The following is a 21,563-nucleotide window of genomic DNA, read 5'->3' as shown; positions in this document are numbered from 1 at the left end:
GTTGCTTGTCCATACTGCCTATCCTTAGCCATTGCTGGCTCAATAATAGGCAGTTACACAGTTTTATCTACAGTCTCCAGCTCCATGATTGCACGACGAAACATAAAATCATTTTCTCTTTATTTTTGGAATAATCAGAGAGCTTTTACTGAAGTACTTTACTTATAGCACGTTGTGCACGCTCCAGCTCCTTCAATATCATCATAGATAGCATCCAAATCTAGCATTTCAATAAGCTTCTCGTCTTCTATCAGTGAATTGCGACGCTTCTTTTTAAAGTATCGCTCACGTCTTTTTAGGTGATCTTCCTTGATTTGCTGTATCCTTTTGGGATCTTCGAGAGTACTGAGAGGCTCATTCTTGCCCATCCAATAATAGCTCTCGCCACGAGTAGAGTTTTCACATGCGTTCTTCTCGTAGGCTTTTGCTTCTTCAAATCGTTCTGGGTGTCTTTCCATTAAGCGAACCCACTCGATTTTTCGTTGATAAAAACAAAACGTACACCCACTCCGAGATCTCCAATCGTAATATGCTGGCAGCCCCACCCCTGTTGATCTTAGAATGGTGAGAATGTCAGCTTTAACCAACCCATCATCGGCAAATGGCATTTTTATTGTCAGGAATTTTTGTGTTGGTACATACCCGTCTCGATATGGCTCATCCGCGCGTATACCGACATAGCTAACAATTTCATATCCATCATCTAGGTAGGATTTGACCCATTTTTCAAACGGGACCAATTTCATTTGCACCGTACACCAGCGCTGGTGGCCAGATGGTAGGAAGTGGTTGTATTGATTAAGCCAATAATCGAAACCTTTATCATCATTCAATCGAATGATTTCTTTACCAAGGTATGCTTCAAGCTTGTCAAGAAACTCATAGACTTCTGGTAGTTCCTTCCCTGTGTCTGTAAAGAAATAATCAATATCTAGATCAGGATAGTTATCCCGCATATATAGAGCTAATGCAGCACTATCCTTGCCGCCAGATAATCCTAGCACATGCTTTTGTTTGCGCTTTATGGTCACTTACTCATCCCTTTATATCGCATGCGGGTGGTTGATATTCCGTCATCAGTTGCTTGAGTGCTTCTTGTAAAGCTAATGCTTGCATATCTTCATTGAGGCCTGAGGAGTTCATTGTTTCACGCAGGTGAACCAATACTTCGTCAACCTTCGAGTGAGCAGATTCGGAGATTGAAATGTGGCGTACGTATTCCTGAGCCCCCTGCCCGTCACCTATAACAAGAGCGATCGACTTAGCTCCCTCGTGCTCGGCATCACTGGCTTGCGATGCGAACACACTTATTCGCTTAAATCGTTGGCAAAATTCATGAAGTTCTTCTTTCGCCTTTGAAAGCGAAACGTCATTCCAGTTTCTTTCAGGGGTGCCACCAACGAGCGCAATGACATTAATAAGCCAATTTTTGTTGCTTATGCACGATCCCATTCGTTGGGCAAAGGACTGCATTCGGTAGTCAGCAGCTAATTCTTTGACCTTAGTACACTGCCCTACGAGAGTTTCGTCAATGCTGCCCAGCTCACTTTGAATAGCTATCTCGAACGTATTCAGGAGCTCTGTTTGTTTAGATTTAAGTTCATCTAAACAGGACGTAAGTTGCTTCTGAATTTGCTCAGTATGCTCGCTTTCAGGTGTATCCATTAAGCCAAATAGACAAATAAAGTCTTCAAGAAGTAGCTGGTATGGATCATTGGCCTTTAGGACTAAATCCCTAAAAGCTGTTGTTTGTGATGAGAGCTTTCTTGTCACCTTAACCCATTGAGGTAGCTGGTGAACAAATGTCACTATTGGTCTGGCAATCGCAAGTGCTGACTCGGGTACATCTCGATCAAACCGTTGAGACGCCAAGGTGGCCATGCTGCTGATGTATTGGCGTTTGACGCCCGTAACTTCGAAGTAGCGAACAGCAATATCTTTTGGCGACTTAGCCAGTTTGTTGACAATCACCTCATCAATATCTGGTACATATACATATTGGTTTGTTGAATCCTTGTCATAGAACGCCAGGTTCTCATCCTGACTCAACAGCATTGCCAGCATTAATACGGGAATGGCCCCATCTGCCACACCGTAAGGGGATTTCTTCCAAAGACTAAAAATCTGGTCAAGCGTAACAATGGACTCGCTTTCGCTCTTTATCAGTTTGTCAGCGGCACCAAATAGAGACTTAATTTGTCCAGACTTTGGAATTCTAAATCCAAAACTGCCATCCTCATTTTGGCCATGAAGGTCAAGGTTTTTGAGGCATGTAAGGTAGATAGCCTTTTCGGGAGGGAAGCCGTCAATCGCTAAATCTTCTTGGTTGCTATCTTCAATCATTGCCATCATCAGTTTCTTTCGGGCTGATACGGATGTTCCCGAAACTTTGGTGCGGCCAATCAGTTCATTGAAAATAGACGGACATTCATCATACAGCCCATCAGCAATATCCGACGCGATTACAGAAAGTGGCAGTTTAGGGTACGGGCGACCATTAAACCACCAGGTTGCAGTTTCAAATCCCTCAATAAATGCATCATCAAGTGCTTTGGTAGTTTCTACGAGGCGTACTTCATGCTCCCGCTGCGCAATTTTGTCATTTTGCAGCTCAGGTAGCTCTCGTTCTAATTCCTGTAAAGCATAGACCTCGATTGCTGTGTTCTTAATTACGCTTAGATTCGGACAATACGCAATAGCTACGCCTTCGTCGCTTAGCTTTATCGAAAGCTGCTTCATTGATACGTCAGAGGCTTCATTTGTCATTGGCTCTGCAATCATTATAAATGACGCATATGAGCCGTCCTTATTGTTAAAAGCCTCTTTAGATGACAAATACCCTGTATTTCTTATCAGTTTCTGAGACATCCACCTGAGTACGCCATACTCGTGGTAGTGTCTTTTAGCAATGACATGGTTGCTATATCCAAGGCTCTCGATCCAGGAATCATCGTGGCCTAGCTGCTCGACTTTAGCCTCGGCTAGTTCGGAAACATCAATGTCTGCGCCTTCAAATATCGCCCAAGCGGATAAGTGCTTGCGTTTTGTTATTAGGGACCAGTTTTTTAGGTCCTGAATGGCACTTAGAGTAATTTCTTTTGAGTGCTGATCCAAAGAAGCTCTGATAAGTTCTTCATTGGCATAGAAGCCATGCTTGCGCCCGAACAGGTTGATAAGAGCAATGCTTTTGATTAGTTCGAGGTGAATGTCTTTTGTGTCGGGTTGTTTGCTGACCCGCATAAGAGCATCTTCGGCAAGACTCCAAGGATGGCCATCGGGTGAATTTATTATTAGATGCTCAAGGTTTGCCTCAAGGTAATCCCAAAGATTTGATAAGCGATAGGTAGTCCCTGGCTGCGATTCCTCTAGAAATTGCTGGAAGCTATGCGGCTCACGAGAGCTTAAGAAGCTGAATGTGCTTCTTTCATTCTGGCTAAACCTTCTTTTTGACAGAGGGCCTAACAGCATTGCTGAAGTTGGGTGAAGTGGATGGCAGGAGCATAAACGCTCAATAATCTCTGGCGTGTTCTTAAGCGAAGCCCCCTCTACAGCCTTAAGAACCGAAGATGGTAATTGTTGGTCTTCACGCTCTTTGCCAACAATAGATTTGCCTATAAGGGCTAATGTTTCATCGGTGGATACCTGATAAGGAATATCAGCGTATCTGCCTTGAACCTTACCCCATTCACTTTGTACACCAATACCCAGTCCTGAAGCATATTCACTCATCGCCTGGTGCAATAAGCCGATAAATACACAGGAAACTCCACTTTGAGAGGCCCGACTGAGCTTTTCAGCTAAATCTTGAAAAAGGTGCAAATCTGCCGACTGCCGACTGATGTTCTCTAATACTTTGCCCATCTCATCGAGGATAAATAGAACACCATCAACATAGGGCGTAACCTCTCGGATCAGGGTGTCAATATATTCAAGAAGCTCTACTTCAGATTGAGGCTTATCCTGGCTTACAAACAGTAGGTCTGTAGTATTCGGATGCTCTTTAAGTGCATCTTGAATTCCTGTCCAAATTACACCGACAGGATCCCCGATGCCCCCTACTGCGCGAATGATTAGCCAGCCTGAACCCTTATTTGGATTTAGCTCGAAGGCTGAATAAAGCTTTGAGCATTCCCTAGGGTTGCCGACTGCCTCTTTAGCGGCCTTGCGGATCTCTTTATTTGGGTGCAGCAACCCTGACATTAGCAAGGCAATTGTCGATTTGCCTGAACCATAGGGGCCAGTAATCGTGAATGTAGATTGCTTTGCTTGTTTGAATTGGTCTATAACTGTGCCCAAGGTTTGAGCTGCAGTACCGTGATAAACGAGGCCATTAAAAAAGCTGACATCTAGATCGCTGTCTATGCGGGTAGAGCGCTGATAGCGGACATTGATCGAGTATTGATCTTTTAACATCATAATTACGCTTCCTTGTATACTCGATCCAAAATTTTGTACTCGTCTAAGATATTGATATCTTTGCAGAAAACGCCTCTCAATCCCTGCGTGTCGGTCCAGCTGATACTTCCATCAGTAAGACTGTGAGTAGCATCAATTAAATCGCCTAAGGCACTCTGAGACAATCTAAACACTCGTGCGGGTGATCCAGGTGAAGACAGGACATTATCGAACGACACTGTCGTCACGTTACCAAAATTCGTTTTCCAGTATTGAATTAGGCAAAAGGCGAAAAGTTCTTTCGGTAATGATTGATGAGCACAGAGCTCTGCTCTAACCGACTTGCCTTCTCCACTGTGCAGAAGCCCAAGCTCTGTTAGGGGGGAAGAGAAAGAGTCTTCTGTTATCTTTTGACCAGTAGCTACTCGATGTGTGTATGTTTGTAGCAAACAGTCGATATCCTTCTCGATGGTTTTTTCAGAGAAATTTGATAGTTGACGTCTTTCCAGGTCTGCCAGCAGTGCTTTTAGAAGTTGCTTCTTATCAAATCGCTGTCCATTGAAATAGTTGAAAAACCAACGGGTTGCAGATAATTCCTTGTAATCAGAGTTGATCAGCCAATGAATGAGCCACACTGTAGCGGGGTTTTCCATATACGGATCAACGCCGCAAAGCTGATCTCCCGTTGTATCACCGCCAAAGACATACTTACCTTCTTTCGTCAGCGACTCAGAACCATTATTTGTCTCAATGATGCGGCACACATCAGCCCAATATTTTATTGAGCTCACCATGTTCTTACCAACGCCCATGTTTATTACTGCGCGTTCAATGTCATCTTTGTTAGTAGAGCGAATCTTGCGTCCATTCTTAACTTCCTTAACGGCTTTGTAGAGCCATCCATACCGTAAAGGAAAGGTTTCATGTCCAGAAAACCGCGTTGTATAATCCCTGACTTGCACTACCGATCTACCTCTGATGCTGTGCTACTGGAGAAAAAGTCCAGTGGCAATTCTACTGACTCGCCGCAAGTTTATAAAGTGTATTTTCTCTTCTTAAAAACAACATATTACGAATCAGATTCTAACGTAACATGATGATAATTAAGAATATAATTTTGGATCTGGTCGATTTTCATACAACTCAGGCTTCCCTGGTAATTGTTTCGAGTATTACCCGACATAGATGACCTACATCGGTGTCGGTGTAAACCTACGCCCTACTGCCGATACATATGCGAGGAAACCAGTGGGATGGGCTTTGTCATTGACAGGGAAAGCTTTAACGATGGCATATGAGCCACGAGGAAAGCCTGAAGGACTGATGTTCCATTCGGATCAGAGCTGCCAGTACACCAGCTTAAAGTTCCGCCGATTACTGTCGCGCTACCAAATTAAGCAGAGCATGAGTCGCCGAGGAAACTGTTTGGACAGCTCGCCCATGAAGTGATTTTTCAGGAGTCTGAAACATGAATGGATACCTGAAACAGGTTATGTCTCTTTCTCAGAAGCCAAACATGCGATAACAGATTACATCTGTAGAATATTCGGCCACATCAGTGCAACTGAGATGTTATCGCCGAACCAGACAGAACAAAAATACAGGAACGACTACAAAGTGGTGGCCAGTTTTACTTGACCACGTCAGAATGCTCCTTGGCGGCGGCGTACCACTTCATTCACGCGATTCAAACGGTCCATTTGAACCACATACAAGCGTTGACGATCACCATTTTTGTTTACATCTTTTGCGCTGGTTTTGATACCAAAAACTTTTTCAAGAATCTTATTTACAGTACCAGTCGCTCTAGTTACATTCCCCCAAGCCTTTTTGACTGACATGATACCAAGGCTATTCCACAGTTGTTTCTCTACGTGCAAAGCCTGCAAGACCTCTCTTGCTTGAGCGTTTGTGAATTCGCCACCTTTCTGTAAATCGATGTTCAGAGTGTCCAAAATCATACTGTAGAATCGGTTGCGTACTTCCCATAGCGTTTTGTCCTGAAAAGCCTTGTTTGCTTCATTCTTATCGTTGCGTTTACAAGCAGATGCTGACACAGATGTAATATAAATATTACAAAGCACATACTTGAGAGCTCCACGGCCATAAAGAGTAATGTCATCCATATCGATCTCTTTCTTGCGCAGGCAGTTTTCAATCTCGTAGCGCTGTATGCTGTATGCTGTGTTCTGATCCATTTCCAGGCCTTGCTCACGAGCTTTTCGAACCATGTTTGGAGATAGAGCTTCTGTGCTCAAGATGTTTTCTACGTACTCTGCTTGTTCTGCACGAGACATCTTCTTTCGAAGCTTTTGTGATTCTTCTTGTACTTTACTGTCTGCACGAATGATCTGTACGTTAAAGCCGTCGAGTTCAGCGTTATAGCAGAAAGATCCAGAGAAGCGATTTTTCATAGCTTGTTTCTTCGTAGTCACAGAAATAGTCAGTTCATCGAACTCACTAATCTCTTCGAAAGCTCTTTGTGCTTGTTTTATTGCTCGTGCATCTGCGCCCTGAAAATCAGCTTCTTTCGGATTCTGCAGGCCGATTACAAATCCTTTTGCAGTACGATCACGACGAAGCATCTGCATACAGTCAGAGGGTGCCAAAATTCCACTAAATACACCAAAATTCTCTGAAAATACATCTTTTGTTATAGATAAGGAACTTGTTATAACTGGAGAATATATAACGACATCGTACTTTTCCGATTCAAAGTTTGGGTTCTGTAACCAAGCTTGCTGTGCGCTACCTTCAATACTGTCACGAGTAATAGTAAGTACTGATTTTCCTGGAAATGCTTTGCGTATACCCGTCGATAACCTCTCTGCGTTTCTCTTGTTGTCCATCGCTACCAAGCTTTTATTTCCAGCAGCTACAGTAGACATAATCAATGCATGCACAGAGTCTGCATCAGTTACGCTCAAGCGAATATTGCTGTGATCAGCATTTATTTCGTACACAGCAACATCTGTGCGACCGCTGTTTGCGATCAATTGCAGCAGGTCGTTGTTTGCATCTGCATCTGCAAGAACAACAGTGTCAGTGTTAGCGATCAGATCCTTCAGTTTGTCGTAAGTACCAATGCGATCATCTACAGAGCCCGTCAGAACGTGATCGAGAACCTGATTCGCTTCATCAATACAGATTACTTCTGACTCTTCGAGAAACTCTTCCAAGTGCAATTTTACAGTTGAGTTAACTACCACCTTTAAAGCTTTCAAATCCTGCTCTGTACCTGGCTTCACCTTTTCATAGTGAGCAATTTCTTCATTCAACATAGTAGCGCCAACGATTGAGCGTCTGTGTGATACGTAAACGGGCTTTTTATTGTTGTAGATGCCGTACTTCATCATCGGCTCCAATACAGCAGAAGTCTTACAAGAGCCAGTCGGCGTCTTGATTATGTAAATACCTTTCTGACCAGATTCGATCTTTGCCTGGATCTGGTCTGCAAGATTGTGAACAGAGCTGATCTCGATACCACCAGAGATACTTTTCATAGTCTTTACTGTAGAGCGCATTTTCTTGAGCTGCGTATTTAGCTCTTCTTTAACAGTGCCTTTTGCCAGCTTGTCGTTCGCAGCCATGATCTTCTGCACTGCATCTTCATAGGAGATTTCCAGTGGAATATGATTTGCGATCAAAGATGCTGGTAGCCAGATAGAGTCAGCAGGGTTATCTGAATACTTGGTTTTCAGAAGAAACTTATCTACTGGAGCCATTTTATTTATATTAATAACACTCTTAATATCATTTTTATAAATAATAGTAATTTCTGATTTTGTCGAAATTGCGACTTCAAGAATGCCAGAAACTTCTTCTTCAGCAACTGCGATGAATCGATTAATGGCTGGGAAATCTTGTGCGTAGAACTCAACAACTTCTTTCATGTTGTTGTCAGTGATAAGAGCGATTGCTTGATCACAAGACACTGCAAATGTCTGATCTGCAGTGATAATAACTGATGCATCGATTGTTCCGATGATGTCGTGCTTGCATATAGTTGGGTATGCGCCCCTGATTGCTTGTTGCATAGCGGTCTCCAGTTTTTATTTCTTCGTTTTGTTTTTGTTATACAAGAGCGCTTCTTCACTTCACTCTACACTTGCTATATTAAGCCATATAATTTTTTATTTCAACACTTTTTATTTAAAAAAGTATTTATTGTCTTTATATCGCATGATAAGTACATAAATCACTTAATGTGTAATTCGATTCTATACACAATAGCGTTCTTTTATTTATAAATAAAATGCCTTTAATGTGTATTTTTATGTTTTTAGTTTTTAATGTGTATTTCTTAACCAGTTATGTATATGCGTTTACAAGTGGATAAAAATTACAAAATCAATAAGTTAAAACACAAGAACAAAGAAAGTGGGTTCTTCTATACACAAAAACACAAAATAACTTTTTATTGAATAAAGTATTTAAATACATTTTTGAATGACATAAATATGATTAACCTCGCAACACAGAGATCTGCAAAAACCACGCAGCTAGTAAACAGATCTCGCAGAGACTTTCAGGAACTTTCAGAAACCCTCTTATCAGAGCATCAGATTCGTAACAAGAAAGACGTCCTGTCACTTATTTGCAGTTCATTTAGCATTCAAGATCGCAACGACGACAATGTAGAAAGCCTGCAGTTAATTCCAATTGACGTAGATAATGACATAGATATGTTCGGTTATATCGTCACACTAGATGACGTGTGTAGACGTATAGAAGATGAGGGCCTGGAATTCGCAGCTTATACTTCTTTCTCACATTCAGAGAAGAATCCGAAGTTTCGTGTCTTCATACCTGCAAGTCGTACCATGCACCCTGTCGAGTACAAAGCAGCAATTCACTACATCAAAGAGATCGTCTTTCGTGGCGCTCCAATGTTTGACCCTTGCACATACAAGCTTTCACAGCCGTACTACCTAATAATCCAGAGTTGGCAGAAACACGCTACAGTGACTGTGGCAGGCCACTTGACATCGATGTATTACTTCAGGACTTTGAGCCAGTCTTTGAGAAAGAATCAATCAGAACAGCGAATGGCGAGTTCAATATCGGCGGCATACAGATCACAGACACTACACCAGGTGCTCTGATCAATAAATCAATGCATTGTCGTGATCGTCTGCTTCGAATCATCTGCGCTTGCTATCACAGTGGTAAATCTATCGAAGACACAGCAGAACGTATTGCTGACTACGATCTTCGTTACCACCACAGCGGTAACGGCATTAACAACGCCCCTACTTTACTGACCACCACAAGCATCCAGAATTCAGAAGAGCGGCGTTTGGAGATATCGGAGTTATCGAGAACGCTCTGGAATTCGTTTCTCGTGAGTTCCGTTGCTTATCTAGTAAGAATTCACCACGAAAAGAACGTACTGGCGGTTCTCGCCCAATTTTTAACCTGATCTTTGAATAATAAAAATAAGAGGAGACAAGATCATGAGCTACGAAGTAATCCCAAACGGTTTGACCACAAAAGCCAGCATCCGAGGGATCAAAATCATGTGGAGCAAGAACGGCAAGCAGTTATTCGCACAGGCTGCTTTCAATATCGACCATGCAGACTATCTACGCCGTTGTGTCTGGCACAAATTCTTTCTGCATGGGGCACCAGAAGAGACATTGCAGATCTCTTCTGACCCTTGGTATGACATGTTAGAGCAAATAGGGGGTAGTCAGCAGATACCACCAGATCTAAAAGTGCCCGCAAAGGGCTCTGTAGCTTTCTACAACGCCCTCAACAAGAAAGAGGTCGCTATCAAAAAAGGCTCCAATGGCTTCAGAGACACGAACGAGATAGCAGCTATCCTCTAACACGCAAAGCAGTCCAGGAGGGCTGCTTTTTACTTTCTGCAATACTCAAAATCTATATTGCATGAAATGAAATAAATAATTCCTTTTATGCAATATTTTGCAGCAAAACCTTGACAGCAAACATGTAATTACATATAATGACAAATAGACTTTGATCCTCCAGCAGAGTCTACTTCTTCTTTTGTTCTTCCAAGGGCCTGCAATTGCAGGCCTTTTTTTATTGGTCAAACACACCTCTTTCACCCCGTCTAACTTGAATACTTCTAATACAGATTCTATCAATACTATTCTGTATAAATTATACCTATTGACAACGGACTTTTATGGTACTTTCTATATGTATCAATGACTTAAAAATTTTAACGCAATTCTATTAATAATAAATAGTTTATCCTACCACCCCCTAGAGTGGGGTGCATTTGGGGTAGTAGCACCAAGTATTACATTTTAAATAAATCGAACATCTATTTTATATATCTAATAGTATTTTCAATATTCAGAACCAAAAGCTGCCAAAAACTCATTTCAAAACAGTAACTTATGGTAAGAATGATACTTTAATGTGTGAATCTTGAGGGTAAAAAGTGGTCGGGATGAGAGGATTCGAACCTCCGACCCCCTGCACCCCATGCAGGTGCGCTACCAAGCTGCGCTACATCCCGACAACAGACAGGGCACAAACACCCTGAGAGAAGTTAGTGATACCAACCTAACAGATTGAATTTTGGAAACTTTTAGATTTTTTTAAGATTCACCAGCAGGTCTTCAAGCTCGGTGATCGTTTGCCTGAGCAACTGCTTATAGCGTGTCTGGTCATCACCGTTGTCAGCACCTGAAAGCCACTGACGGGCACCACTGATCGTATAGCCCTGCTCATGCAGCAGGCCCTTAATCTGGCGGATCAGCAATACATCCTGCCGCTGATAATAGCGACGGCTGTTTCGCTTAACGGGTTCGATCTGATCAAACTCCTGCTCCCAATAGCGCAATACGTGCGGTTTTAGGTCACAGAGTTTGCCAACCTCACCAATCGTAAAATAACGCTTATTCGGGATAGGAGCAGAATCAGTGCTATTACTGGTCTCTGCTTCCCGCATAAGCCTCTACACGATCCTTAAGTTTCTGCCCCGGACGGAAAGTGACCACCCGGCGAGCCGAGATAGGCACTTCTTCACCCGTTTTAGGATTCCGGCCAGGTCGCTGACCTTTATCCCGCAGATCGAAGTTGCCAAAGCCTGACAACTTCACTTGCTCATTGATCGCCAGACTTTCACGAATTTCATCGAAAAACGCCTCGACCATATCTTTGGCTTCACGTTTATTCAAACCCAGCTCTTCGAAAAGACGCTCGGCCATGTCAGCTTTAGTCAATGAGCTCATGACAGCCACCCTTGTCGATTACTCTCGCAATGATGCGCCAAATTTGGTGTTCAGCGCAGTGATAACGGAGTCAACTGCTCCATTAATTTCGTCATCATTAAGAGTGCGCGATGGATGCTGCCAGGTCAAGCCCAGAGCAAGACTTTTTCGTCCAACTTCAATACCTTGGCCCTGGTATACATCGAAAAGTGTCACGTTTTGCAGGAACTCACCAGCATTTTCAGCTGCACTCTGACGCAGATCTTCAAAAGCCACCTGTTCATCCACAATCAGCGCCAGATCACGACGAGACTCAGGGAATTTGGACAATTCAGAGTAGCGCGGCAGACGACCGGCGGTGATCGCTTCCAACTTCAGTTCAAACAGATATACCGCGCCGGACAGACTCAGATCTTTTGCCAGACTTGGATGCATCGCACCCAGATAACCAATCTCTTCGCCGTTACGCTTGATCACCGCAGTTTGACCCGGATGCAGCGCGACGTGACGACCGGAGACAAAGGTAAACTCTTCAGCAGAACCCGCCAGCGCCAGAAGTGATTCCACTTCAGCCTTCACATCGAAGAAATCAACGGATTCATTGCTTGCTGTCCAACCTTCAGGATCACGTGAACCTGTTACCACACCGGCAACAACATTCTCTTGCAGCATATCAGCCATGTTCTCACCGCGAGGCAGGAAGCGCTGGCCAGTCTCGAACAAACGGATACGGCTCTGCTGACGGTTCTGATTGTACTGAACCGCTTTAACCAGACCCGGCCATACAGTTGTACGCATCACAGCCATCTCAGCCGTGATTGGGTTGGCTAAGGCAACCGCTTTGTTCTGATCGTCGAATTTTTCCTGCAGACCCGCTTCGATAAAGCTGTAGGTGATCGCTTCCTGGTAACCCTGAGCAATCAATGTACGACGAATATGGCCCAGACCGATATTCGCTTCCACATCGGCTTTAAAAGGCAGAGACGCTTTTGGTACACGTACCGGCAGGTTGTTGTAACCGTAAACACGTGCCAGCTCTTCAATCAGATCAACTTCAATGCTGATGTCGAAACGGTAAGACGGAACATCAATCAGCCAAGCGTCATCGCCGTCTTTGGTCACTGTCATACCTAGGCGGGTCAGGATCTCTTCGATCTCTGCAACCGGCATATCAAAAGACAGATAGCTGTTCACTTTAGCGTGACGCAGACGTACTTTTTCAACTTTTGGCAGGTTATCTTCGCTGGCCACTTCGGTCACCGGACCGGCTTCACCACCACAGATATCCAGCAGCAGCTCGGTTGCACGCTCCATCGCTTTAACCTGCAGCTGCCAATCCACACCACGCTCAAAGCGGTGAGAAGCATCTGTATGCAGACCGTAAGAGCGCGCGCGCCCAGCAATCGAGATCGGATTAAAAAATGCCGCTTCGAAGAAAACGTGTTTGGTTTCAGCGGTCACACCGGACGCTTCGCCACCCATAACACCCGCGATACCCAAGGCACCGTTCTGGTCAGCGATAACCAGCGTGTCGTCGTTCAACGAAACTTCCTGACCATCCAGCAGTGTCAGCTTTTCGTCCTGCTCAGCCATACGAGCGATAATGCTGCCGGACAGCTTGTTCAGGTCATACGCATGCATCGGCTGACCCAGCTCTTGCAGTACGTAGTTGGTGATATCAACCACCGGATCGATAGAACGCACACCCGCGCGACGCAGCTTTTCAACCATCCACAATGGGGTCTGAGCCTGCACGTTAACATTACGGATCACACGACCCACAAAGCGAGGACACTGCTGTGTTGCTTCCAATGCAATCGGGAAGGTATCAGCGATCGCAGGCTCAGTGACCTTCGTCTCAACGTAAGTGACCGGCGCCTTGAACAGCACACCCACTTCACGCGCGATACCGCTAATGCTCAGACAGTCAGCACGGTTAGGTGTCAGGTCGACATCGATAATCATGTCGTCCAGATTCAGGTACTCACGCAGATCAGCGCCAACAGGTGCATCCGCCGCCAGCTCCATGATACCGCCGTGATCTTCAGACAGGCCCAGCTCATCTTCCGCACACAACATGCCGAAAGACTCTACCTGACGCAGTTTGGCTTTTTTGATTTTGAAGGCGTCGCCATCAGGTGTAGGCAGAACAGCACCCACCGTCGCAAAGGCTGTTTTCAGGCCCGCACGTGCATTGGGTGCACCGCATACCACCTGAAACTCTTCGCTACCATTGCTGACTTTACAGACCTGCAGCTTATCCGCATTAGGATGCTGCTCGGCTGTCAGAATCTCACCGACGATAACGCCGGAGAAGTCTTTAGCAACCGCTTCAACTTCATCTACTTCCAAACCGGCCATTGTTACCTGATGGGCCAGTTCCGCTGTATCTACTGCTGGGTTTACCAGCTCGCGCAACCACTGTTCGCTGAATTTCATTCTGTTTTCCCGGGAATTCTGTTGTTAATCGTTATGACTCGATGCTTATCAGTGCCTGTAATCAGGAAAACTGACGTAAGAAACGCAGGTCATTTTCGAAGAACAGGCGCAGGTCATTCACGCCGTAACGCAGCATCGCCAGACGCTCTACACCCATGCCGAAGGCAAAACCGGTGTATTCCTCAGGGTCGATACCAACAGATTCAAAGACTTTCGGATGTACCATGCCGCAACCCAGTACTTCCATCCATTTACCGTCACCACGATCGATATCAACTTCGATAGATGGCTCAGTGAATGGGAAATAAGACGGACGGAAACGAACCTTAACGTCCTCTTCAAAGAACTCACGCAAGAACTGCTCCAGCGTCCCTTTCAGATCGGCAAAGCTGACATCTTTATCAACCAGCAAACCTTCAACCTGATGGAACATCGGAGAGTGAGTCTGATCATAGTCGCAACGATATACGCGACCCGGGCAAACGATACGCAGAGGCGGTTCCTGCTTCTCCATTGTGCGGATCTGTACACCGGACGTGTGCGTACGCAGCAGCGTATGCGCATCGAAGTAGAAAGTATCGTGCATGGCACGCGCAGGGTGGTGCGCAGGAATATTCAGCGCTTCGAAGTTATGATAATCGTCTTCGATCTCAGGACCTTCAGCAACACTGTAACCAATGCCCGCGAAGAACTCTTCGATACGCGCCATGGTCTTAGTTACCGGATGCAAACCACCCAACGCTTCACCACGACCCGGCAAAGAAACATCGATGGTTTCAGACGCCAGTTTCGCTTCCAGCGCAGCCGCATCAAAATCAGCTTTGCGACCATTGAGCTTCGCGGTCACAGCCTGAATGACTTCATTGATACGTGCACCCGCTGCCGGACGCTCTTCCGCAGACAGCTTACCCAGACCTTTACGCAGCTGGCTCAGCGCACCTTTCTTACCTAAATACTCAACGCGAACCTGATCCAGATCCTGCGCATTTTCAGCCTGTTCAGCGGCTGCAATACCTTCTGCCAAAAGGGTTTCGATGTTTTCCATTTCCGGCTCCAAGTGATGGGGTGGAATGCTGCTTTAGATATGTACGTGCAGCGTTTTCCAGAAACTCTGCTCAGCCGACTCGGCATGATATTGTTGATTCAACCTGCCAAAACAGGCTCACCAGAGTTCCCAAAAAATAGGGGAAGAGCTTGCGCCCTTCCCCTATTCAAAGAATCAATTACCTACAAGAGGTGGGTCGCTTATGCTAGAGCAGCTTTCGCTTTCTCTACAACAGCGGCAAAACCAGCCTGCTCGTATACAGCCAGGTCAGCCAGAACCTTACGGTCGATTTCAACGTTAGCCTTTTTCAGACCAGCGATGAAACGGCTGTAGGACATGCCGTTGATACGTGCAGCAGCGTTGATACGTGCAATCCACAGTGCGCGGAACTGACGCTTACGCTGACGACGGTCACGGTATGCATACTGACCAGCTTTAATAACTGCCTGTTTTGCTACGCGGAATACTCGAGAACGAGCACCGTAGTAACCTTTTGCCTGTTTCAGGACTTTTTTATGACGACGACGAGCAATCACACCACGTTTAACGCGAGCCATGACAATCTTCCTTTTTCAAATTCTTAAACTAAAAAATAAAAACCAATACTTAGATGTATGGCAGCATGCGTTTGATCAGAGCCTGATCAGCAGCGTGAACCTGCATCATTGGACGCAGCTGACGCTTACGCTTGGTAGATTTCTTAGTCAGAATGTGACTTGTGTAAGACTGCTTGTGCTTGAAGCCGTTGGCAGTTTTCTTAAAACGCTTAGCCGCACCGCGGCAAGATTTCATTTTAGGCATTACTAATCTCCACGCATTCGTTTGATTATTTTTCACCTGACAAACAACAAAACCCGCGGCCACTTCTTACGAAGCAGTCACGGGTATGATGAGATGCAGGTTACTTTTTCTTCTTCGGAGCAATCATCATGGTCAATTGACGACCTTCCATCTTAGGACGCTGTTCAACGGTACCCAGCTCCACCAGATCTTCTTCGATCCGGCGCATTAGCTGCATACCCAGTTCCTGATGGGCCATCTCACGACCGCGGTAACGCAAGGTTACCTTTGCCTTGTCTCCGGATTCCAGGAAACGTATCAGGTTGCGTAGTTTTACCTGATAATCCCCATCTTCCGTATTAGGACGGAATTTCACTTCCTTGACCTGAATCTGGTGCTGCTTCTTCTTCGCTTCAGCAGCCTGCTTCTTCTGTTCGTACACATGCTTTCCGTAATCCATCACTTTACAAACGATGGGATCGGAATCAGCGATCTGTACAAGGTCAAGTCCTGCTTCCTGAGCTGCCTCAAGAGCATCTTTAAACGGTACAACGCCAATTTGGCCACCGTCTGGACCGATCAGTCGGCATTGTGTCGCACGGATATTTTCGTTAATCATTGGACCCTGCTCGCGGCGAGGGTTCCTTCTGTTATCACGCCTGATGGTACTATCTCCTGATCAGATTTTTTCCAGTTACCCTTTCTCAGCAATCTTGTTGCTGAGCAGTGCAATACACTCGTCTATAGATAAGGTACCGAGGTCCTCACCCGTCCGAGTGCGCAAGGCAACGGATCCAGACTCTACTTCCTTATCACCTACTACCAGAAGGAAAGGAACCTTCTGTAAAGTACGCTCGCGAATTTTAAAGCCGATCTTCTCATTTCTCAAGTCCGCATGTGATCTTAAACCTGCTTCTTCGAGACGTTGAACAACTTTTTCGCAATATTCGCCCTGTTTATCGGTAATATTCATCACTACAGCCTGCAGCGGAGACAACCAAGCCGGCAAAGCACCTGCATAGTTTTCAATCAAAATACCGATAAAGCGTTCAAATGAACCCAAAATCGCACGGTGCAACATCACCGGCGTTTCACGCTCACCTTCTTCGTTAACAAACTGTGCACCCAGACGACCCGGCATCGAGAAATCCACCTGAATCGTACCGCACTGCCATACACGGCCCAGACAGTCTTTCAGGGAGAATTCGATCTTAGGACCGTAGAAGGCACCTTCACCCGGCAACTCTTCCCAATCCAGACCAGCAGTATCCAGCGCATCACCCAGAGCCTTCTCAGCTTTGTCCCAGCTCTCATCAGAACCAACACGCTGTTCTGGACGGGTAGACAGCTTGTAAATAATTTCGGTAAAGCCGAAGTCATAGTAGACCTCGTGCAAGAAGTCGATGAAACGTGCGACTTCGTCCTGAATAGCATTTTCAGCACAGAAGATATGTGCATCATCCTGCACAAATCCACGTACACGCATGATGCCGTGTAACGCGCCCGATGGCTCGTTACGGTGACAGCAGCCAAATTCAGCCAGACGCAGCGGCAAATCACGGTATGAACGCAGGCCCTGATTGAAGACCTGAACGTGACACGGGCAGTTCATCGGCTTGATCGCAAAATCACGGCTCTCAGAGTGAGTCGTAAACATCTGCTCAGAGAACTTATCCCAGTGACCGGATTTCTCCCACAAGGTGCGCTCGACAACTTGTGGGGTTTTGATCTCGTTGTAACCGTGCTGACGCTGTTTCGCGCGCATGTAACTTTCGATCTGCTGATACAAGGTCCAACCATTCGGATGCCAGAACACCATGCCCGGTGCTTCTTCCTGCAGGTGGAACAAGTTCAGCTGTTTACCCAGTTTACGGTGATCGCGTTTCTCAGCTTCTTCCAAACGGTGCAAGTAAGCTTTCAGCGCTTTCTTGTCGCCCCAGGCTGTACCGTAGATACGCTGCAGCATCTGGTTGTTAGAATCGCCACGCCAGTATGCACCGGCAACCTTCATCAGTTTGAACGCTTTAATATGACCAGTGGATGGCACATGTGGGCCACGGCACAGATCAATAAAGTCGCCCTGAGAGTAGAAAGACAGGTCTTGATCCGCCGGAATCGCTTCCAACAGCTCAACCTTGTACTTTTCACCCATGTTCCCAAACATCTCAACCGCTTCATCACGACTCATCAGCGAGCGGGACACCGGCAGGTTTTTCTTCGCCAGTTCAGCCATCTTTTTCTCGATCGCTGTCAGGTCTTCCGGCGTAAATGCACGCTCGTAAGCGAAGTCATAATAGAAACCATCATCGATAACCGGACCGATGGTCACCTGAGCTTCAGGAAACAGTTCCTGTACAGCCATCGCCATCAGATGCGCACAAGAGTGACGAATCACCTCGAGGCCTTCATCATCACGTGCCGTAACAATAGACAGCTCACTGTCTTCGGTGATGGTGTGACTTGCATCAACCAGTTCACCGTTTACTTTGCCCGCCAGTGTAGCTTTTGCTAAACCGGCGCCAATATCGGCAGCTACGTCAAAAACAGTGACTGACTGTTCGAACTCACGTTTGCTTCCATCAGGGAGGGTAATAACAGGCATTTCTTTTCCTTGCTCAGTGGTGGCCCCTACGACAGGCCACATAAGTAGTCTTATGTTTGAGAGATAAATTGAGTATTTATCGGGCAGCCGAAGACTGACCACACCGATAAAGCGGTGCATATTCTAGCGTAATCTATTCACTTAACCCAGAACCCGCTGGGTTATTTTTGATCGCTTTTTTATGAAGAGGCCGTGATAGTCGTAGAACCATCAGCAGAACACTGACCAAAACGGCCGATAACAACAACGACCACCGCAACAACTATGACCGACAGGACCAGCGTCGCACCGGCAGGCCAATCCAGCAACAACGATACGAACAAACCTATCAGGTATCCCAGCAATCCGGTCAACCAGCCCCAATGCTGCTGACCGTTTAACATACGCACCACTAGCGCCGGTGCGATCAAACTACAAAACACCAGATAGATGCCCATGATCGGCACAGAGATTGTCACCAATACAGCAAAAACAGGATAAAACCCGGTAGCCATTGGACGACGGCATACAAACCACACCACAGGCGTTACCAGCGCCAGCCATCCGATCTGAGACCAGCTCACCCACAGGATATCTCCATTCAGGCTTTGCAATAATGCACGATTGCCCTGTGGGTCATAGGCTAACAACACCATCAGCACACTGGCGGACAATGCATACAATAAGCCGATCAGCGCCTCTCGGTAATCTGGCAGGTATCGACAGATCATTGCCACCAGAGAGGTTCCGGTTAATGCCAGTACAATGCCACCTAACATCTGCGTCAGTTCAACGGGGAGTAAAGCCCACTCCCACTGCATTGCCCAGACGCCACCTAATGCAGCTAACTGCGCAATCGCGAGATCAATAAACACGATCTCGCGTTGCAATACCTGCATACCCAGCGGCATATGACTGAACAACACCAAAAGCCCGGCCACCAGCGGCGGAAGCAGTATCAGCCAGTCGTTCACAGCTGAGCACTCCGTAGCTCAGCAATCAGGTGGTCAAACAACTGATCAAGCGTCGAAATTCCGTCCTTTTCACTGACCGTCGAAGGCAACGCCAGCACCGGCACAGAGATACGCTTTGCCAGCCAACGCGCGCTGTTATCTGACTGATACCAGTTATGCACGATCGCGAGCGGTTTTTCGGTTTCAAGTGACTTTGTCAGCGTATCCAAATGACTCAGCGTAGGCGATACACCCGGCGCAGGTTCCAGATCGGCGACTGGTTTTAGTTTTAGCCAACGCAGCAAATAGGAGAACGTCGAGTGCTGCACAACAACAGATTTTCCTGAAAGCGCTAAGGCCTGCTGCTTCCACTGCAACCGTTTCTGCTTCCAATGCTTCTGCCATACCTGAAACGCCTGCCGATACTGTGGCGCCTGCTCAGGATCAAGTTGCATCAACCGCTGGCTAAAATGGCGGGCAATCGTTTGCACCCGGTCAGGGTCCAGATGCAGATGCGGATTACCTTCAGCATGCACATGCCCCCGCCCCACCAGCGCTTCGTGATGTTTTTCGATCGTACTGACCACATCCGCAGCATAAAACATACCCGGCGCACCCTCGCGGACAGCCGGATTGGCCGCACGTTGTTGGAGAGCCGGCAACCAACCCTCCTTCAACGCAGCGCCACTGCAAAATGCGATATCAGCCCGCCGCAAACGTGCAATCAGGCTTGGGCGCGCCTCAATATAATGTGGATCCTGATAAACATGTGTTGCACTGTAAATATCCGCCTGCGGAGCCAATGCCCGCGCCAACGCAGCCCACTCCGGCTCACAGGCAAAAATATTCAGGGCGCTGGCTGGCTGCGTAACCAACCAGACGCAGGCGAGTCCCAGCAGTTTAGAAACTGTGCGCATCGTGGGCCCCAAAGCTGATCAGGTATTGCAGCGTGACAGCATTGTCTTCACCTTCAATGCCCGCGGCATCCTGATGCGTGTATTGCAAACGCACGGTTTGGGTATGCGTTGGATTCCACGCGGCCATCAATGTCGTTTCACGTAGATCGGCATTTTCAAACACCCCCTCTTCGTGTTCCTGTCGGGCATTCAACTCACCGTAGCGCACACCCACAGACCATTCAGGTGCGAAACGATAGACTGCTGCGGTATACCAGCCGTCATGATCACCCGCACCCGCTTCAGGTGAGATATCAGTGACCTTGAAGTACTCTGCTGAAACGCTGAGCTGCTGGGACTTGTTGTTACCGGAAGGTGACCATTTCCATACCGCATCGGCGATATACATGTGCTCTCCACTGAATGCCGCACCATGGCTATGCCCTGCATGCTCCTCTTCATGCTCGTGATCTTCTTCCTCTTCGTGCTCTTCCTCATGACCAGCATGCAGATCCATGCGGTTACGCAGATAACTCACCCCGGCCTGCCAACTCTGGGATTCATCGATGTCATCCCCCACCTTGGTTGCCAAGGTCCAGGCTCCCACCGAAGGGCCTGACTCAAAATTCCCCAGGTGATCGCCGGTGAATGCTGCCGCACTCAGTTGCCAGTAGTAATCCGTTGGCAATACCGCACGTACACCCAAACCATCATCGAAGTAGTGATTACCTAAAAATCCACGGTAGACCAGAGGACGTTCTACAAAATTGTCCGCATGCGAATGCTGCCCATTCAGATAGCCCAGATCCGCCAGAAAACGACCGGCGCGTACCGAGAGACCCGCCGGTAAACTCAAGGTTTCCAGATAAGCTTCTTCGATATCTCCGTTGTTCTCCACATCATTCACTTCTGCTATGGCCGTCAAACGGGCGCTGAAAAGATCTGCAATCTGGTGCTGAACAGATAACTCGGTGTGCCCTAAGCCCAAACCATCCTCGCGTCCACCCAGCGCGGTGTTATCAGATTTGTAATACGCATCCACCGTGGCGCTGATACGGGTTTTCTCATCAGCCGCCTCAACAACACCCGGCACAGCCAAAGAAACCAGCAAAGAATACGGAACCAATGAGGGAAGGGACTTAAGTTTCATAACAACTCCTGAAAACGTGATCGCTATCGTGGCAATAACCGACGAGGTAAGAATGGGCGCTGATACTAATTGATATGTTATATTATAACAATAAAGATTTTTGGTGCGTAAATGCAGCTCACTGAGATCAGAAG

Annotated in this window: 17 protein-coding genes, 1 tRNA gene and 2 pseudogenes; 4 read left to right on the top strand and 16 right to left on the bottom strand. The window is 46.6% G+C overall.

The genetic code is table 11. The annotated features are described in order from the left end of the window. Window positions 1–158: 158 nt before the first annotated feature. From IOQ59_RS09270 to IOQ59_RS09260, 3 genes are read right to left on the bottom strand one after another with little or no spacing between them, the layout of a single operon-like run. The gene (locus IOQ59_RS09270) at window positions 159–1,031 is read right to left on the bottom strand and encodes a phosphoadenosine phosphosulfate reductase family protein (protein ID WP_193952993.1); all 873 of its coding nucleotides are present in this window, start codon (window positions 1,029–1,031) and stop codon (window positions 159–161) included. A 4-nt stretch (window positions 1,032–1,035) separates the two neighbouring features. Further along, window positions 1,036–4,416 carry a hypothetical protein gene (locus IOQ59_RS09265; RefSeq protein ID WP_193952992.1) on the bottom strand — a complete coding sequence of 1,127 codons (3,381 nt, stop codon included), beginning with the start codon at window positions 4,414–4,416 and terminating at the stop codon, window positions 1,036–1,038. A 2-nt stretch (window positions 4,417–4,418) separates the two neighbouring features. Further along, window positions 4,419–5,357 carry a DUF4007 family protein gene (locus IOQ59_RS09260; RefSeq protein WP_193952991.1) on the bottom strand — a complete coding sequence of 313 codons (939 nt, stop codon included), beginning with the start codon at window positions 5,355–5,357 and terminating at the stop codon, window positions 4,419–4,421. A 223-nt stretch (window positions 5,358–5,580) separates the two neighbouring features. On the opposite strand from IOQ59_RS09260, the pseudogene IOQ59_RS09255 reads away from it, so the two are divergent. Then, a pseudogene (locus IOQ59_RS09255) lies at window positions 5,581–6,033 on the top strand (DDE-type integrase/transposase/recombinase); the annotation flags it as partial. Window positions 6,034–6,038: 5 nt separating this feature from the next. Here the strand turns inward: IOQ59_RS09255 and IOQ59_RS09250 are convergent. After that, entirely contained in the window at window positions 6,039–8,432 is a 2,394-nt protein-coding gene (locus IOQ59_RS09250) for a plasmid replication protein, CyRepA1 family (RefSeq protein ID WP_193952990.1), read from the bottom strand. Between the two features lie 423 nt (window positions 8,433–8,855). Between IOQ59_RS09250 and IOQ59_RS21695 the strand changes: the two are divergent. The 3 genes and pseudogenes from IOQ59_RS21695 to IOQ59_RS09240 form a co-directional block, all read left to right on the top strand. Further along, a pseudogene (locus tag IOQ59_RS21695) lies at window positions 8,856–9,260 on the top strand (hypothetical protein); the annotation flags it as partial. A 35-nt stretch (window positions 9,261–9,295) separates the two neighbouring features. After that, a complete protein-coding gene (locus tag IOQ59_RS09245; RefSeq protein WP_193952989.1) occupies window positions 9,296–9,817 on the top strand; it encodes a hypothetical protein in 522 nt (173 codons plus the stop codon). Window positions 9,818–9,851: 34 nt separating this feature from the next. Then, on the top strand, window positions 9,852–10,226 hold the full coding sequence (locus IOQ59_RS09240) for a hypothetical protein (RefSeq protein ID WP_193952988.1): 375 nt from the start codon (window positions 9,852–9,854) through the stop codon (window positions 10,224–10,226). 585 nt (window positions 10,227–10,811) lie between these two features. On the opposite strand, the gene IOQ59_RS09235 is transcribed toward IOQ59_RS09240, so the two are convergent. The 12 genes from IOQ59_RS09235 to IOQ59_RS09180 form a co-directional block, all read right to left on the bottom strand. Further along, window positions 10,812–10,888, bottom strand: a tRNA-Pro gene (locus IOQ59_RS09235). Between the two features lie 72 nt (window positions 10,889–10,960). Next, window positions 10,961–11,323, bottom strand: coding sequence for a MerR family transcriptional regulator (locus IOQ59_RS09230; protein WP_193952987.1), 363 nt, complete (start codon window positions 11,321–11,323; stop codon window positions 10,961–10,963). Continuing rightward, entirely contained in the window at window positions 11,301–11,606 is a 306-nt protein-coding gene (gene ihfA / locus IOQ59_RS09225) for an integration host factor subunit alpha (protein ID WP_193952986.1), read from the bottom strand. The genes IOQ59_RS09230 and ihfA overlap by 23 nt, the downstream gene beginning before the upstream one ends. Before the next feature lie 18 nt (window positions 11,607–11,624). Further along, window positions 11,625–14,024, bottom strand: a complete 2,400-nt coding sequence (pheT, locus tag IOQ59_RS09220) for a phenylalanine--tRNA ligase subunit beta (protein ID WP_193952985.1) — start codon at window positions 14,022–14,024, stop codon at window positions 11,625–11,627. Window positions 14,025–14,085: 61 nt separating this feature from the next. Beyond that, the gene (pheS, locus tag IOQ59_RS09215; protein ID WP_193952984.1) at window positions 14,086–15,069 is read right to left on the bottom strand and encodes a phenylalanine--tRNA ligase subunit alpha; all 984 of its coding nucleotides are present in this window, start codon (window positions 15,067–15,069) and stop codon (window positions 14,086–14,088) included. Window positions 15,070–15,269: 200 nt separating this feature from the next. Next, window positions 15,270–15,626 carry a 50S ribosomal protein L20 gene (rplT, locus tag IOQ59_RS09210; protein ID WP_193952983.1) on the bottom strand — a complete coding sequence of 119 codons (357 nt, stop codon included), beginning with the start codon at window positions 15,624–15,626 and terminating at the stop codon, window positions 15,270–15,272. Window positions 15,627–15,675: 49 nt separating this feature from the next. Continuing rightward, window positions 15,676–15,870 (bottom strand): 50S ribosomal protein L35, encoded by a 195-nt coding sequence (gene rpmI / locus IOQ59_RS09205; protein ID WP_193952982.1) that lies wholly within the window; start codon window positions 15,868–15,870, stop codon window positions 15,676–15,678. Window positions 15,871–15,970: 100 nt separating this feature from the next. After that, window positions 15,971–16,468, bottom strand: a complete 498-nt coding sequence (gene infC / locus IOQ59_RS09200) for a translation initiation factor IF-3 (RefSeq protein ID WP_193952981.1) — start codon at window positions 16,466–16,468, stop codon at window positions 15,971–15,973. Between the two features lie 75 nt (window positions 16,469–16,543). Next, on the bottom strand, window positions 16,544–18,451 hold the full coding sequence (thrS, locus tag IOQ59_RS09195; protein WP_193952980.1) for a threonine--tRNA ligase: 1,908 nt from the start codon (window positions 18,449–18,451) through the stop codon (window positions 16,544–16,546). Window positions 18,452–18,630: 179 nt separating this feature from the next. Next, window positions 18,631–19,404, bottom strand: coding sequence for a metal ABC transporter permease (locus tag IOQ59_RS09190; protein ID WP_371871848.1), 774 nt, complete (start codon window positions 19,402–19,404; stop codon window positions 18,631–18,633). Then, window positions 19,401–20,300 carry a metal ABC transporter substrate-binding protein gene (locus IOQ59_RS09185; protein WP_193952979.1) on the bottom strand — a complete coding sequence of 300 codons (900 nt, stop codon included), beginning with the start codon at window positions 20,298–20,300 and terminating at the stop codon, window positions 19,401–19,403. The genes IOQ59_RS09190 and IOQ59_RS09185 overlap by 4 nt, the downstream gene beginning before the upstream one ends. Then, window positions 20,284–21,429: a putative porin gene (locus tag IOQ59_RS09180; RefSeq protein WP_193952978.1), complete on the bottom strand. Its 1,146-nt coding sequence runs from the start codon at window positions 21,427–21,429 to the stop codon at window positions 20,284–20,286. The genes IOQ59_RS09185 and IOQ59_RS09180 overlap by 17 nt, the downstream gene beginning before the upstream one ends. Between the last annotated feature and the right edge of the window lie 134 nt (window positions 21,430–21,563).

The sequence above is a fragment of the Pontibacterium sinense genome (assembly GCF_015209595.1).
Classification (GTDB): Bacteria; Pseudomonadota; Gammaproteobacteria; order Pseudomonadales; family Balneatricaceae; genus Pontibacterium; species Pontibacterium sinense.
This window is presented reverse-complemented; position numbering and strand designations above follow the sequence as displayed.